The following is a 14,452-nucleotide window of genomic DNA, read 5'->3' as shown; positions in this document are numbered from 1 at the left end:
AACCCTTAGTAAAGGGGGTTCATTATAATATCCTGCATTTATAAGCGGTATTTCACCCGTTTTTAACAACATAAGTATAATTATGTACTACGCCCTTTTATCCCCCTCCTCATCCCGGAGCATCCCCTCTTTTCTTCCGCGCTCCACTCCTCTCCCAAAAGCCCCAGCCTCTCAATCAGCCGTTCATGCTCCCTTCCATTTTCCATTACATAGATCCTGGTTGTCTCAATATCAGAATGTCCCAGCACATCTGCCAGCTTTGCAAGATCCTTTCCTTCCTGATAAAAGGTCTTTGCAAATAAATGTCTCAGATTATGGGGAAATACCTTTTGGGGATCAACGCCTGCCTTTTCGCAGAGCTTTTTCATTGCCGCCCATATATTGCTTCGGTTTAAGGCTCGTTTTCCTCTGGTGATAAAGACAGGGCCGTCCGCAATCCGGTGTTTTTTCATATACTCCTTCAAAATCCGCCGCAGCTTCTCCGGAAGAAAGACAATGCGCTTTTTATTTTTGCAGCTTACCTCTGCCCGTCCTGTTTTCACCGCCTCTGCCGTGATAAACGCTAGCTCTGACACCCGTATCCCCGTAGCGCAGATGGTCTGCATCACAAGCTTCAGGCGTTCCTTCCCCTGTCTTTGCGCTTCCCCGATCAGACGCATATATTCTTCCCGTGATAAATCCTCCTCCGGTTCCCTGTAGATCTGCTTCTGCTGCCGGAAGGGTTTTACTCTCAGTTCCTCCCAGCCACGGAAATCAAAATATTTGTTTAACGCCGCAAGCATGGAATTAGCAGAGGATACAGCATAGTTTCTTCCCAGATATTCCTTCCATTCCAACACGCGGAGCCGGTCGATCTCCTTTTCTCCATTCCATCTGCAAAATGCCCTTACATCCCTTATGTATTTTTCAATGGTAGCCCGGCTTCTTTCATTTTCAAGCATATCCCGGCGGTAAACCTCCAGTTCTTTTTCGCAAATAACATATTTCTTCCCTTCACCCATTCCAGCTCTCCTGCCTTTCTTTTTTACAGCCATTATAATGTCCTTTTCCTTGAGTTTCCGCATTTTGCAGTGTGACCTGGGGTCTGGTGTGCAGGGCGACTTTGAAGGTCATTAGAAAGCCTTAGAGGATTAAATTTTTTGTTAAAAGCCATATCAAACCTGTTTGAGCGCAGCGAGTTTTTGATATGGCTTTTGTTTTTAGAAAAATTTCAGACTCTTAGGCTTTCTTATGACCGGAAACCGGAGCCCTGCACACCAGACCTCAGGGTGCGGTGCAAAATGCGGAAACTCAAACCTTTTCTGCTTTTCTATTTCCATAAATTATGCTATCCTAATAAGCAAGGCCCCGTTTCAGGCAAACAAATATGGGCCCGACAGGAGTGTATCAAATGGCATTTGATGGTATTACCATTGCAAATCTGGCTTATGAGTTCAAAAGCACCTTAGAGGGCGGAAAGATCGCAAAGATCGCCCAGCCGGAAAAGGACGAGCTTCTCATTGCCGTTAAAAATAACCGTGAAACCTACCGGCTGCAGATTTCCGCCAGCGCCAGCCTTCCCCTTATCTATCTCACGGAAAATAATAAACCCAGCCCTCTGACCGCCCCCAATTTCTGTATGCTTTTAAGAAAGCATATCGGAAGCGCCAGGATCCTTTCCATCACCCAGCCGGGACTGGAGCGTATCCTGGAATTTGAGCTGGAGCATCTGGACGAAATGGGCGACTTGTGCAGAAAAAAGCTGATCGTAGAGATCATGGGAAAGCACAGCAATATCATTTTCTGTAAGGAAGACGGCACGATCATTGACAGCATCAAGCATGTGTCCGCCAATATGAGTTCTGTAAGGGAGGTTCTGCCCGGAAGGGAATACTTTATCCCTCAAACAGTAGCAAAAGAGAATCCTCTGACCGTCACGGAAGCGGATTTCTGCCGGATCATAAAAGCCGCGCCCATGACGGTTCAGAAGGCCCTGTACAATCATTTCACAGGCATCAGCCCCATTGTGGCAGAGGAGGTCTGTCATCTGGCTTCCATCGATTCCGACCTGTCTGCCAACGGGCTGTCTGAGGCAGAACTGACCCATCTGGCCCATACCTTCTGCCTGCTGATGGAGGATGTAAAGGAAGGACGCTTCTCTCCTGCTATTATCTATGATGAGGAAGGCCCTCTGGAATACGCTTCCATTCCCCTGACCTGTCTGGAAGGAAGGGGCTGCCGCAGAGAGGGCTGGTCTTCCATCAGCGCTCTTCTGGAAAATTACTATGCCTCCAGAGACAGCCGCACAAGGATCCGCCAGAAATCCGCCGACCTGCGCCGGATCGTCCAGACCGCCCTGGAGCGCAATTATAAAAAATACGATCTGCAGTTAAAGCAGCTAAAGGATACGGAAAAGCGGGAAAAGTACCGGATCTACGGAGAACTGTTAAATACCTACGGCTACGAGCTGGCAGGCGGTGAGAAATCCTTTTCCTGCATCAACTATTACACAGGGGAAGAAATCTCTATCCCCCTGGATCCTCAGCTTTCTGCAAAGGACAATGCAAAGAAGCATTTTGACAAGTATAATAAATTAAAGAGGACCTTTGAGGCCTTAACCCAGCTGACCGACCAGACAAAGGCGGAAATCGACCATCTGGAATCCATCAGCTCTGCCCTGGATATCGCTCTGGCTGAAAATGATCTGGTGCAGATCAAGGAGGAACTGATGGAATACGGCTATGTGAAAAAGCGCCGTCCAAACGATAAGCGGCCAAAGATCACCAGCAAGCCCTTCCATTATATTTCCTCTGACGGATACCACATCTATGTGGGCAAAAACAACTATCAGAATGAGGAGCTGACCTTCCGGTTTGCAAATGGAAATGACTGGTGGTTCCACGCCAAGGGCATACCCGGCTCCCATGTGATTTTAAAAAATGACGGGAAAGGCGAGCTGCCGGACCGGGCCTTTGAGGAGGCGGGCGCACTGGCTGCCTTCTATTCCAAGGGCCGCGAAAATGAGAAAGTGGAAATCGACTATATCCAGAAAAAAAATATCAAAAAGGTTACAGGAGCCGCACCGGGCTTTGTGATCTACCACACCAATTATTCTTTGGTTGCGATACCTTCCTGCAATTTGAAAGAAGCAGAATAGCGAAACAGGCCCCGATTTTCACACCGGGGCCTGTCGTTTTTTATCGTATCATTTTATACTGTCACAAATAAAACAGCCAGCCATCGGAATCTCTCCCGACAGCCGGCTGATTTACTTTACTCAAAATCAACTAATCCCGTGCGTGAATTAGTTATACTTGCGCTTACGAGCAGCTTCAGACTTCTTCTTACGTCTTACGCTTGGCTTCTCGTAATGCTCTCTCTTACGAATTTCCTGCTGAATGCCAGCCTTTGCACAGTTTCTTTTGAATCTGCGTAAAGCACTGTCTAAGCTCTCGTTATCTTTAACAATTACGTTTGACATCGCTCACACCTAACCTCCCTCCAGTTGTGTAATTGTGCATAATACAACTGTTTGGGTATTTTTAGCACTGCTATGATTATAGCATAAAAATCCCATACGTCAAGAAAAAAATTATATTTTTTTCTTATTTTTATTTCCACAGTAAACTTTCGGGCAAAATGGATTATTTTGTCTGCTCTTCTACTGTTTCAACCGCTTTCTTAAGGGCCTCGTCTACTCCTGCCGGATTCTTTCCGCCTGCCTGAGCCATGTTGGGACGGCCTCCGCCGCCTCCGCCTACCAGACCGGCAATGGCCTTGATCAGATTGCCTGCGTGAACGCCCTTCTTCTGAGCAGCCTCCGTTGCGGTAGCCATCAGATTTACCTTTCCATCCATTACAGATGCGATTACAACTACGCCCTCGCCCAGCTTATCCTTTAACTGGTCGCCCAGGTTTCTCAGGCCGTTCATATCTACATCCGCTACTCTGGAAGCCAGAACCTTTACGCCGTTTACTTCTTTTACCTGGCTCATTACATCGCCCAGAGAGTCATTTGCCAGCTTGCTCTTTAATTTTTCATTTTCAGAGCTCAGAGCCTTAATTTCCTCTAAAAGAGCCTCAATCCGGGAGGTTAAGGATGCAGGAGTGGTCTTGGCTGCCTTTGCCGCCTCATGAAGCTCCTCTTCCACCTCTGCATAGTGCTTCATCAGTCCGTCGGAGGTAAGAGCCTCAATACGTCTTACGCCTGCTGCAATGCCTGCTTCAGAAAGGATCTTAAAGGAAGCAATGGCGCTGGTATTTGCCACATGGGTACCGCCGCAAAGCTCTGTGGAGAAATCTCCCATCTTTACCACGCGGACCTTCTCGCCGTATTTTTCACCGAAGAGGGCCATAGCGCCTGTCTTCTTTGCCCCATCCAGGGTCATAACCTGTGTTTCAACCGGAAGGGAAGCGCTGATCTCTGCATTTACCATATCTTCCACCTTTTTGATCTCCTCAGGAGTCATGGCGGAGAAATGGGTAAAGTCAAAACGGAGTCTGCCTGCGTCCACATAGGAGCCTGCCTGCTCTACATGGCTTCCAAGAACGGTTCTTAAAGCCTTCTGAAGCAGATGGGTCGCACTGTGGTTTCTGCAGGTTAAGGCGCGGTTTCTCTCGCATACGGACAAAGTTACGGCTTCTCCAACGCGGAGCATTCCCTTTGTCATCACGCCTACATGGCCGATCTTTCCGCCCTGAAGGTGAATGGTGTCCTTAACCTTGAACTCGCCGTTTTCATTGGAAATGATACCCTTATCGCCCTGCTGGCCCCCCATGGTGCCATAGAAAGTGGTTTCATCTGTGATAATGGTTCCTGCCTGGCCGTCTGTAAGAGCCTCTACAAGCTCCTCATCTGTAGTCAGAACGGAAATCTTAGAATCCACGCTCAGCTTGTCATAGCCTACGAATTCAGAGGTAATAGCAGGATCGATGGACTGGTATACGGTCACGTCTGCACCCATGTAGTTGGTTGCCTTGCGGGCCTTGCGGGCCTTGTCCTTCTGCTCCTTCATGGCAGCATTAAAGCCTTCCTCATCAACGCCGCAGCCCTTTTCCTCCAGGATCTCTCTTGTCAGATCCAGAGGGAAGCCGTAGGTGTCGTAAAGCTTAAATGCATTTTCTCCGGATAAGGTCTTTTCACCGGCAGAAACCATGGAAGCCTCCATCTCGGCAAGAATGGCAAGACCCTGGTCGATGGTCTTATTAAACTTATCCTCTTCCTCGCTCAATACCTTAAAGATCATGGACTGCTTCTCTTCCAGCTCCGGATAACCGTCCTTGGAAAGGTCGATTACGGTCTTTGAAAGGTCTGCCAGGAACTTTCCTTCGATTCCCAGCTTGCGTCCATGTCGGGCAGCGCGGCGCAGCAGGCGGCGCAGCACATATCCTCTGCCCTCGTTGGAAGGCATGATGCCGTCGGAAATCATAAAGGTGCAGGACTTGATATGGTCTGTGACAATACGCAGGGAAACGTCGGTCTCATGCTCCTTCTGGTATTCCTTGCCGGACAGGGCGCATACGCGGTCTAAGAGAGCCTTGTTTGTATCCACCGTAAACAGGGAATCTACGCCCTGAACCACTACAGCCAGGCGCTCCAGTCCCATACCGGTATCAATATTTTTCTGCTTTAATTCGGAATAATTGCCGTGGCCGTCATTGTCAAACTGGCTGAATACGTTGTTCCAAACCTCGATATAGCGGTCGCACTCGCAGCCTACGGTACATCCGGGTTTTCCGCAGCCGAACTTCTCGCCTCTGTCATAGTAGATCTCAGAGCAGGGGCCGCAGGGGCCGGAACCGTGCTCCCAGAAGTTGTCCTCTTTTCCAAAGCGGAAAATACGGTCTGCAGGAATACCGATTTCCTTATTCCAGATCTCAAAAGCCTCGTCGTCATCTACATAGATGGAGGGGTACAGGCGGTCCGGATCCAGGCCGACTACTTCTGTTAAAAATTCCCAGGACCAGTGAATGGCCTCTGTCTTAAAGTAATCGCCAAAGGAGAAGTTGCCCAGCATCTCAAAGAAGGTGCCGTGGCGGGCTGTCTTTCCGATATTTTCAATATCGCCGGTGCGGATGCACTTCTGGCAGGTAGTAACTCTTCTTCTGGGAGGGATCTCCTGTCCGGTAAAGTAAGGCTTTAAGGGAGCCATACCGGAGTTGATCAGCAGAAGGCTGTTGTCATTATGAGGCACGAGTGAAAAGCTCTTCATTGCCAGATGTCCCTTGCTCTCAAAAAATTCAAGGAACATACGGCGCAGTTCGTTCACTCCGCGGTACTGTGGTTCTTTCACTTTCTCTTCCTCCATATCCTTTGACGCGCAATATACGCGCATCTTAATTTGAAATCATAACCATAAGCGACATTTTACCATATTGACTTGTATTTATCAAGATATTTGCCCTCTATTTCGTTATTATCTCCATTGTGGCACGTTTCGGAGTATGCTACACTTACTCTCAGAATAATATGGCGCCGCAGCGAATGCGCCGGAAAGGATCCTTTTCCCCATGAACCAATCCCCATCCCAAACCACCCATCTTTTTACCAACCGTCAGATCACCGCCATGCTGCTTCCCCTGATGGCCGAACAGCTTTTGATCACCCTTATGGGCATGGTAAATACCTTTATGGTAGCCCATGTAGGCTCTTATGCCATTTCCGCCGTATCCCTGGTGGATTCCATCAATATTCTGGTGATCCAGGCCTTTTACGCCCTGTCTACCGGCGGAACCATTGTCTGCGCCCAGTATCTGGGGCAAAAAAAGACAGGGCATGCCATCCGCTCTGCTGAACAGACCCTGTTTATTGTAACGCTGATCTCTCTTGTAACAGCTGCATTCTGCATCCTGTTTGACCGGCAGATTTTAAGGCTGATCTTCGGGACAGTGGATGAAGAAGTATTTAACTCTGCTCGTACATACTTTTTCTATTCATCCCTCTCCTACCCATTTATCGCCCTGTATGATGCCGGTTCCTCCATCTTCAGAGCACAGAAAAATACCGGCTTTCCCATGGCCATGTCCCTGATCGCAAACATTGCAAATGTGATCGGAAATATCATTCTGGTGCTGATCCTGGGACAGGGTGTAGCAGGCGCCGCCATCTCCACTCTGGCTGCCAGGGCCTTATGTGCTCTGCTGGTTCTCCTGCGCCTTGTAAAGCCCAGGGAAAATCAGCCGGTCTATGTAGCCAATTATACCCGCATACGCCCCCATATGCCTTTGATCCGGCGGATTCTCCATATCGGTATTCCCGCAGGCATTGAAAACAGTATGTTCCAGTTTGGAAAGCTTGCTATCCAGTCCAGTGTGTCTACCCTTGGTGTTACCGCCATGGCAGCCCATGCAATGGCCTCCAATTTTGAAAGCTTTAACGGGATCGCAGGCATTGGCGTGGGAATCGGCCTTATGACCGTTACCGGACACTGTCTGGGAGCCGGAAGAAAGGACGAAGCGGTCTATTATGTAAAGAAATTCTGCGTGGCAGCAGAAATCGCCGTGGCCGGAAGCTGTATCCTTCTTTTCCTTTTAGCCCGCCCCATTGTCACCCTTTCAGGCATGGAGCCCGAAAGCATGCGTCTGTTTCTGGGACTTTTGACCTTCATCACCCTTGTAAAACCGATCATCTGGGTACCGTCCTTCATACCCGCTTATGGCCTGAGGGCCGCAGGAGATGTAAAATATACCATGGTCGTTTCCTGTCTTACCATGTGGCTGTGCCGGGTGTCCTTATGTATTTTTCTCATCCGCGGCCTTGGCGTGGGCCCTATCGCCGTGTGGATCGGTATGTTCTCCGACTGGATCGTGAGGGGAATCTTCTTTACAAGACGGTATATGAGCAGAAAATGGCTGGAGTTTCATGTGCTTTAACATAACCCCTGCCGTTACCCTCTCTCTTTTTCATTTTTTATAATTTAAGATAGAAAATCTCCGTATTTTATGGTAATATCAAACAAAAACGCTTTATCAGGAGGTACCAAATGAAAAATGTACTTATTATTTCAAGCAGCCCCAGAAAAAATGGGAATTCTCAGATGTTGTGTGAAGCTTTTAAAAAAGGGGTGGAAGAAAGCGGAAATTTCGCAAAACTGATCCGTCTGGCAGAAAAGAACATTGGATACTGCAAAGGCTGTGATTTTTGCATGAAAAATGATGGAGTCTGTGTCCAAAAAGATGATATGTCTGAAATCCTAGATGCATATAAAAAAGCAGACGTTCTGGTATTGGCAACGCCCGTATACTTCCACGGCGTTTGCGCCCAGATGAAAACCTTTATCGACCGTACCTATCCCATATGGCAGAATTTAGGAAAAAAAGAAATCTATTATATTGTTACAGCCGGTTTAGGCCGCGATATCATCGAGTGCTCTCTGGGAGATCTGGACGGTTTTATTTTTCATCTGGAAAAGCACGAAATAAAAGGGCGTATCTATGCGACAGACGTTACGGATGTCGGTGCTGTCAGCAAAACGCCCTTTATCAATATGGCTTATCAAATGGGATACTGCGTTTAAGCCTCCGATTATTTAAGCCTTCTTTTTTCCTCATAAAGCCCGATCAGATACGCTCCCACCTCTCTGCTGTAGCGCAGGGAGGGGAGTAAAAGCGCCTCAGGAACTTTATTTAAAAACCACTGGGCCTCAAAATTCAGATTCCCTTCATATCCAATCTCTGCCAGTCCTTCCATGGCAGCCTTCCAGTCGGTTTTTCCCTGGAAAGGCATTACATGGATATTGTCCACGCCGGTCTGGTCGGACACATGGGTGACCTTCAGGCGGTTTCCGATGATTTTCAGAGATTTTTTCTGATCCTGCCCCATGATGCTGGCATGCTCCAAGTCCCAGCAGATGCCGATATTTTCTGCGCCCACCGCGTCTGTGAGCTCACACAGCTCCTCTGCATGATCCGCATAATAGCGTTTAGGCGCAATATGCAGATCCCACATATTTTCCACCGCGATTCCCACGCCGTGCTTTGCGGCAAACTCGCAGAGACGCTTAAAATACTCTGTATTGCCGGACCGGGAGGCTGCATAAACTGCATCTGCCGAAAAGGCCGTAGAGGGATGAACCACAAGCCAGGGAATCCCCATTTTCTCAGAGGCCAGGACACAGCGCTCCATGATGGTCTGGTGAAACTCATGATCGGCTTTGGGATTCAAAAAATCATATACATTGGCATGGCCCTGTTCGTAAGAGAGGCCATGTTCCTCCTTCAGCGCGCACATTTTTTCCGTATATGCTTCCCAGCGTTCATCTAAAAAAGGGCTTTTAAAGGTAATCAGGTCATGGAAGCAGAAATCGAATACCCTGTATCCCGCCTGGACACAGAGAAGGATTCCGCGCTCCTGGGAAATAGGCTCCATATTGATGCGTTCAAACACCATATTGGTTGAAGTAGACAGTTTCATTTCTCATTCTCCTCAAAACAGATCCGGCGGATGATCTCTGCCGCCCCGGCTCCGCTTTCCTTTCTGGCAGTCAGGTCTGCACAGGCTTTGGTAGCTGTCTCTGCATTTCCCACTGCGGCTCCGATACCAGCTTGCGTCAGCATCTCATTGTCATTTTCATTATCCCCGATTGCCAGAACCTGCTCCATGGAAATCCCAAGCCCGGCGCAGATCTGCCTTACGCCGTAGGCCTTTCCAAAGCCGGCCCGTACAATCTCAAGGCCCTGGTTTCCGTAATGGGTAATCTCACAGCTTCCCTCAAGAGGCTGCTCCCATTCCAGAAGGCTGGAAATTTCGCCCTGTTCATCGGAAATATTTACCTTATCCGCCCAAAGGTTTTCCCATTCCTCTTCCCTCACCGGGCGGATTGGATGGTAGCTCCCCCGCTCCGCCCGCTTGCGCCGGACCGCTTCATTTTCCCGCATACAGTATTCTGTTCCGTTTAAGGAATACAGTACGGTCATTTCTCTTAAAAGCGCCGCCTCGATCAGAGGACGAAGCTCTAAAAGGCAAAGGGGATGTTTTTCCAGTATCTCATCCTTCCGGTAAAGAAGCGTGCCATTGCAGGCGCATACGGGGATTTCGATTCCAAGTGACTCTGCAAAAGGCGTAATCATATAGGGCAGCCGGCCGGAGGCAAAGGTAAAGAGGATCCCCCTCTTTTTTAACTCTGCCGCCGCCTGCTCCACCTCTTTCGGGAACCCTTCTCCTCTGCGGATCAGGGTTCCGTCAATGTCGCTCACAACAAGACGTATGTCTTTTTTTCTTTTTTCTGTCATATTTTTCCTAGTCGTTAGCAGCATGATACTCGTCTAACAGAGCGTTGCATTCTCCTACGATTGCATCTACAGTTTCATCTATGGCCAGACTCCCCTCGCAGAACTGCAGCATCAGGTCTGTCATTACGCCGTTGATTTCATTATATACCAGATCCAGAGGCTCCTGTGCTAGAGGGGAAGAGCTCTTCATCTGATCCAGAGGAACCTTAAACTCAGGATGCTCCTCATAATAAGCTTTCATCTCATCCATTTCTTCTACCTGGTTATTGACAGGAATATAGCCGGAACCGGTAGAAAGGATATACTGTGCCTCAGGAGAGGAGCAGTACTGGAGCACATCCCAGGCTGCCTCTACCTTTTTCTCATCACCCAGATCAAACAAGGTCAGGCAGGAACCGCCCAGAGCTGCTCCGCTTCCGTCTGCTTCGGTGATCTTTGGAATAGGAGCTGCCTTCCACTGGAAGGAATCGCCTACCAGGCCGTCAATGGTGGCAAGACGGGAGGAGGACATCATGCACATGGCGGTAAGGCCGTTGGCAAATTCCTCATTCAGACTGTCTTCCACATACTTATAACCGCCTGTCTTTAAAAGGGCGTCTACCTTTTCCAGAACGGTTTTTAAGGTGCCGTCCTCACCAATGGTAAGCTTTGTCATTTCTCCTGCACGGCCGCCCTCATTATCACCCACAAAGGAGTCCTCGGACTGCTGTACAATATAGTTCACCAGATGGTATCTCTTAATCTGAGCTTCAAAGCCGTAACGCTCTACACTGCCGTCTGCGCCCTTCTTTGTAAGCGCCTTCGTATACTGTGCCAGCTCATCCCAGGTAGCAGGCGGAGCATCAAAGCCCGCCTCCTTTAACGCATCCTCATTGTAGTAAAGAAGCATATTGGAGTTTGCAAAGGGAACCGCCATCAGCTTTCCGTCTGCTGTGCAGGAACGGAGCATAGGCTCATAGAAATCATCTTTTTTTACTGCGTTTTCTTCCTTTTCAATCCACGGGGTAAGATCGACGGTCCAGCTTAAATCCATCATGCTGGGGATGGTAGAGGTCAGTCCCTGGTTGATGTCGGGAGCATTTTTCCGGTCATCGGTCTGGTACGCTAAAATCGCCTTATCTGTTCCCTCATAGCCCTGGAACACCAGGTTTACATGGATGCCCTTTTCCTTTCCCTGCCCCTCATTATAATTAGAAATGACAGTCTCCAGCGCCTCTCCCGCAGAACCGTTTAAGCTGTGCCAGAAGGTAACAACTGTTTCTCCCTCTGCCGCTTTTTCTGTGGCCTTTGTTTCCTCTTTCGCCTCTGTTGCCGCCTCGGCTGCCCCGGTGGACACAACACTGTCATCTGTTGTCTTGACGCCTCCGCAGCCGGTGAGAGAACCAAGAATTGCCGCTGAGAGAATGGTTGTAGCAATCACTTTCTTTTTCATCATCTTGTATTCCTTTCTTACATGTCATTATGTACGTTTACGTCTGTAGCATCAGCCCTTTACAGCTCCGCCCATCATGCCGCCTACGATCTTGCGCTGGAAAAGAGCAAGCACCAGAACGGAGGGGATCAGGATAATGGTCGCTGCTGCCATCACAACGCCGAAATCACTGGACGCCTCTGTATTGAGCATGGTAATGGCTACCTGGGCCGTTCTCATTTCATTTACATTTGTCACGATCAGGGGCCACAGGTACGTATTCCAGGTTCCCACAAAGGAGGAAATGAAAACCGTAACCAGGGCCGGAGTGGTGGTCGGCAGAAGGATCTGCAGGAAAAACTGCAGGTTTCCGCAGCCGTCAATATGGGCCGCTTCCTTTAAAGACAGGGAATAGCTTAAAAAATACTGGCGGATCACAAAAATATTCATTCCGGAAACAAAGAAAATCACCATCATTCCCGTATAGGTATTGATCAGGTTCATTCCGGAAACGGTAAAATAATTCTGTACCAACAGCACATCCGTGGGAATGATCATAGTACCGATGGTGAGATAAAATAAAAACTTTTTTCCCGGATACTCAAAAAATGCGAAGGAATAGGCCGCGCAGCTGGAGGTAATGATCCGGACTACGCTTGATACAAAGGCTACGATAAAGGAGTTGAGCATAAAGCGGAAAATATCCGTCTGAGTCACAGCCTTTATATAGTTTACCAGATAAATGTAATCCGGTATCAGATGCACTTCTTTTGTCAGGATCTCCGACGGCTGCATAAAGGAAACCAGGACACAGTATATAATCGGTGAAATGACAGCCAGTCCCACAAACATACAAAACAGCTGGTAAATCAGGCTCTGCAGCTTTCTCTTATTGATCATAATGCACCTTCTTTCCCTCCAAAGCCATGCTTAATGCCATCATAAGAGCCGACAGCACAAAGCATACGGTCGTAGCCGCAAAGGCCGCGTTGTAATTGGTTCCCGTAATGGCTTTTTTGTAAATATAAGAGATCATGGTTTCAGTGGCTCCGTTGGGCCCGCCCTCAGTCATGATCAGCGTAAAGCTGGCTGTGGTCATGGCATAGGCCACATCCTTTACCAGCAGAAACAGCAGGGTGGGGGAAAGCATGGGAAGGATGATCTTTGTCTGCATCTGGATGCCGCTTACGCCGTCAATGGCCGCGCTCTCCATCACTTCCTCCGAAAGCCCTCTCACGCCGGATAAGATGAAAATAAAATTGTACCCTACATTGGCCCAGATCTGCACGATCATAATGCTGATCAAGGCCAGCTTCTGATCGCTCAGCCAGTTTACATTCAGTCCGGTGAGCTTATTGATAATACCCATGGACGGATTGTAGGCCAGCTGAAAGATCATGGCAACAACCGATGTCGAAACTGCCATGGGAAGGGCAAACATGGCTTCATACACAAAGGAGCTCTTTCTCTTTTTTCTGCACAGCAGAGCCAGAAAATACCCCAGAACCATGGATACAGGCACAGTCACAGCCACATAGACCAGGGTGTTTTTTACAGCCAGTAAAAACTTCTCATCTCCAAAGACCCTTACATAGTTCTGGATTCCCGCAAATCCCTTTACTGTCCTGAATTTATCAAGGGTGAAAAAGCTTAAAACCTCATTTTTTAAAAACGGGTAATACACAAACAGGACAAACAGCACCACAGCCGGGAGCAGGTATAAATAGGGCTCAACGCATCTTAAAAGGCTTTTCTTCCGTTTCATTTCATATTTCCTCTTTCGATATCAGATAGATGCCAGCTTATCAAACAGATCCTTCATCAGACGGTCACGGTTGATGCTGTAGACATATCGGATAAAATGGCGCCGCTTATCCTTTGCATAATGGTGGTCATACTCCATAATAGGGCTTGGTTCCAGACGGTCCAGCATAAAGGAGGTATCAAGCAGCCAGGCCACTGCCGTTACGTCTGAAATCGGCCGGCTCCAGCAGGTTTCTCCGCTTACAATCTTTGCCTCATGACGGGTCTTGTCAATGATGTAATCGCAGAACTCATTTTTCCCCCGCAGCCAGTACTCCAGCTCAGGCCCTGTGGTTGAAAAATGGTCTACCACCCCTCTGCCCGGCAGAAGCACCAGGGGAACTCCGCTTCCAAGAAGCACACGGGCCGCCGCCACATCCTGCTTTGCATTAAAGGAAAAATTATCATGCCAGTCCAATGACAGGCCTCCCAGCCATACCACAAAGATCCTGTCCTTAATCTCAGGCTTCATAAGAAGGGCGGAGGCAATATTGGTACAGGCTGCGATGGCAATCACATAGAGGGGATCTTCCTTTGTATACTCCATTGCCAGACTGCACAGATGCTCTGCAGCCGCTGAAACAGCTGGAGTCTCCTCGCTGTCTAAAAACTGCTCTGCACCTTTGTAGGTACATTCTTCATACTGGCTTTTTTTCAGCATCGCCAGCACTCTGAAAATCTCCTCATAGCTGCGCTCCATGCCGTCTTTGGGACCATTGGAATGATGGTTGTCAAAGGGAGCTGCATAAATTGCCTTCAGGTTCAGACGATCCTCTGACTGAAGCAGGTACGCCAGAGCAAACTGATCGTCCACCTCATTAAAGGTATCCGTATCCAGCACAACGTCAATCCGCCCCTGAGGCCGTTTTAAACGGGCGATGGACTGTTCCATTTCTGAAATGTCAATATCATCTGAATAGGAAAAGCCAAAGGGATTTGGTATCATGGTATGACTCCTTTTCTCTTTTATTTTGTTTCGACAACTTTTAATTACTTTTTATCATTATTTTCGCCAATAGTCAATATCAT

12 protein-coding genes are annotated in these 14,452 nt (G+C 48.4%); 3 read left to right on the top strand and 9 right to left on the bottom strand.

The window, feature by feature from the left end:
* Positions 1–80: 80 nt before the first annotated feature.
* Positions 81–1,001 (bottom strand): tyrosine-type recombinase/integrase, encoded by a 921-nt coding sequence (locus WKT10_RS06055; RefSeq protein ID WP_340276166.1) that lies wholly within the window; start codon positions 999–1,001, stop codon positions 81–83.
* 389 nt (positions 1,002–1,390) lie between these two features.
* Here WKT10_RS06055 and WKT10_RS06050 point away from each other — a divergent pair, with 389 nt between their 5' ends.
* Positions 1,391–3,136, top strand: a complete 1,746-nt coding sequence (locus tag WKT10_RS06050) for an Rqc2 family fibronectin-binding protein (protein ID WP_296038245.1) — start codon at positions 1,391–1,393, stop codon at positions 3,134–3,136.
* Between the two features lie 147 nt (positions 3,137–3,283).
* Here the strand turns inward: WKT10_RS06050 and rpsU are convergent, their stop codons facing one another.
* Both rpsU and alaS read right to left on the bottom strand, forming a co-directional pair.
* Positions 3,284–3,460, bottom strand: coding sequence for a 30S ribosomal protein S21 (gene rpsU, locus WKT10_RS06045; protein WP_003504099.1), 177 nt, complete (start codon positions 3,458–3,460; stop codon positions 3,284–3,286).
* Between the two features lie 163 nt (positions 3,461–3,623).
* A complete protein-coding gene (gene alaS / locus WKT10_RS06040) occupies positions 3,624–6,272 on the bottom strand; it encodes an alanine--tRNA ligase (protein ID WP_417301321.1) in 2,649 nt (882 codons plus the stop codon).
* Between the two features lie 217 nt (positions 6,273–6,489).
* Here alaS and WKT10_RS06035 point away from each other — a divergent pair, with 217 nt between their 5' ends.
* Positions 6,490–7,851, top strand: coding sequence for an MATE family efflux transporter (locus tag WKT10_RS06035; protein ID WP_317439828.1), 1,362 nt, complete (start codon positions 6,490–6,492; stop codon positions 7,849–7,851).
* Positions 7,852–7,961: 110 nt separating this feature from the next.
* On the top strand, positions 7,962–8,495 hold the full coding sequence (locus tag WKT10_RS06030; protein WP_337433262.1) for a flavodoxin family protein: 534 nt from the start codon (positions 7,962–7,964) through the stop codon (positions 8,493–8,495).
* A gap of 8 nt (positions 8,496–8,503) precedes the next feature.
* Here the strand turns inward: WKT10_RS06030 and WKT10_RS06025 are convergent, their stop codons facing one another.
* From WKT10_RS06025 to WKT10_RS06000, 6 genes are read right to left on the bottom strand one after another with little or no spacing between them, the layout of a single operon-like run.
* On the bottom strand, positions 8,504–9,391 hold the full coding sequence (locus tag WKT10_RS06025) for a sugar phosphate isomerase/epimerase family protein (RefSeq protein WP_066548799.1): 888 nt from the start codon (positions 9,389–9,391) through the stop codon (positions 8,504–8,506).
* Positions 9,388–10,209 carry an HAD family hydrolase gene (locus tag WKT10_RS06020; RefSeq protein ID WP_296038256.1) on the bottom strand — a complete coding sequence of 274 codons (822 nt, stop codon included), beginning with the start codon at positions 10,207–10,209 and terminating at the stop codon, positions 9,388–9,390. The genes WKT10_RS06025 and WKT10_RS06020 overlap by 4 nt, the downstream gene beginning before the upstream one ends.
* A 7-nt stretch (positions 10,210–10,216) precedes the next feature.
* On the bottom strand, positions 10,217–11,644 hold the full coding sequence (locus WKT10_RS06015; protein WP_296038257.1) for an extracellular solute-binding protein: 1,428 nt from the start codon (positions 11,642–11,644) through the stop codon (positions 10,217–10,219).
* A 48-nt stretch (positions 11,645–11,692) separates the two neighbouring features.
* Positions 11,693–12,520 carry a carbohydrate ABC transporter permease gene (locus tag WKT10_RS06010; RefSeq protein ID WP_296038259.1) on the bottom strand — a complete coding sequence of 276 codons (828 nt, stop codon included), beginning with the start codon at positions 12,518–12,520 and terminating at the stop codon, positions 11,693–11,695.
* Positions 12,510–13,385: a carbohydrate ABC transporter permease gene (locus tag WKT10_RS06005; protein ID WP_340276106.1), complete on the bottom strand. Its 876-nt coding sequence runs from the start codon at positions 13,383–13,385 to the stop codon at positions 12,510–12,512. The genes WKT10_RS06010 and WKT10_RS06005 overlap by 11 nt, the downstream gene beginning before the upstream one ends.
* 21 nt (positions 13,386–13,406) lie before the next feature.
* A complete protein-coding gene (locus tag WKT10_RS06000; RefSeq protein WP_340276105.1) occupies positions 13,407–14,369 on the bottom strand; it encodes a nucleoside hydrolase in 963 nt (320 codons plus the stop codon).
* Positions 14,370–14,452: the final 83 nt, after the last annotated feature.

This window comes from Enterocloster sp. HCN-30185 (assembly GCF_037890305.1).
Classification (GTDB): domain Bacteria; phylum Bacillota; class Clostridia; order Lachnospirales; family Lachnospiraceae; genus Enterocloster.
The sequence above is the reverse complement of the archived record's forward strand: the minus strand, read 5'-3'. Positions and strand labels throughout refer to the sequence as shown.

Coding starts and splice junctions, on each gene's coding strand:
- WKT10_RS06030 (WP_337433262.1), top strand. CDS start 7,962: ATGAAAAATGTACTTATTATTTCAAGCAGCCCCAGAAAAAATGGGAAT.
- WKT10_RS06025 (WP_066548799.1), bottom strand. CDS start 9,391: ATGAAACTGTCTACTTCAACCAATATGGTGTTTGAACGCATCAATATG.
- WKT10_RS06055 (WP_340276166.1), bottom strand. CDS start 1,001: ATGGGTGAAGGGAAGAAATATGTTATTTGCGAAAAAGAACTGGAGGTT.
- WKT10_RS06020 (WP_296038256.1), bottom strand. CDS start 10,209: ATGACAGAAAAAAGAAAAAAAGACATACGTCTTGTTGTGAGCGACATT.
- WKT10_RS06000 (WP_340276105.1), bottom strand. CDS start 14,369: ATGATACCAAATCCCTTTGGCTTTTCCTATTCAGATGATATTGACATT.
- WKT10_RS06005 (WP_340276106.1), bottom strand. CDS start 13,385: ATGAAACGGAAGAAAAGCCTTTTAAGATGCGTTGAGCCCTATTTATAC.
- WKT10_RS06050 (WP_296038245.1), top strand. CDS start 1,391: ATGGCATTTGATGGTATTACCATTGCAAATCTGGCTTATGAGTTCAAA.
- WKT10_RS06010 (WP_296038259.1), bottom strand. CDS start 12,520: ATGATCAATAAGAGAAAGCTGCAGAGCCTGATTTACCAGCTGTTTTGT.
- WKT10_RS06015 (WP_296038257.1), bottom strand. CDS start 11,644: ATGATGAAAAAGAAAGTGATTGCTACAACCATTCTCTCAGCGGCAATT.
- WKT10_RS06035 (WP_317439828.1), top strand. CDS start 6,490: ATGAACCAATCCCCATCCCAAACCACCCATCTTTTTACCAACCGTCAG.
- rpsU (WP_003504099.1), bottom strand. CDS start 3,460: ATGTCAAACGTAATTGTTAAAGATAACGAGAGCTTAGACAGTGCTTTA.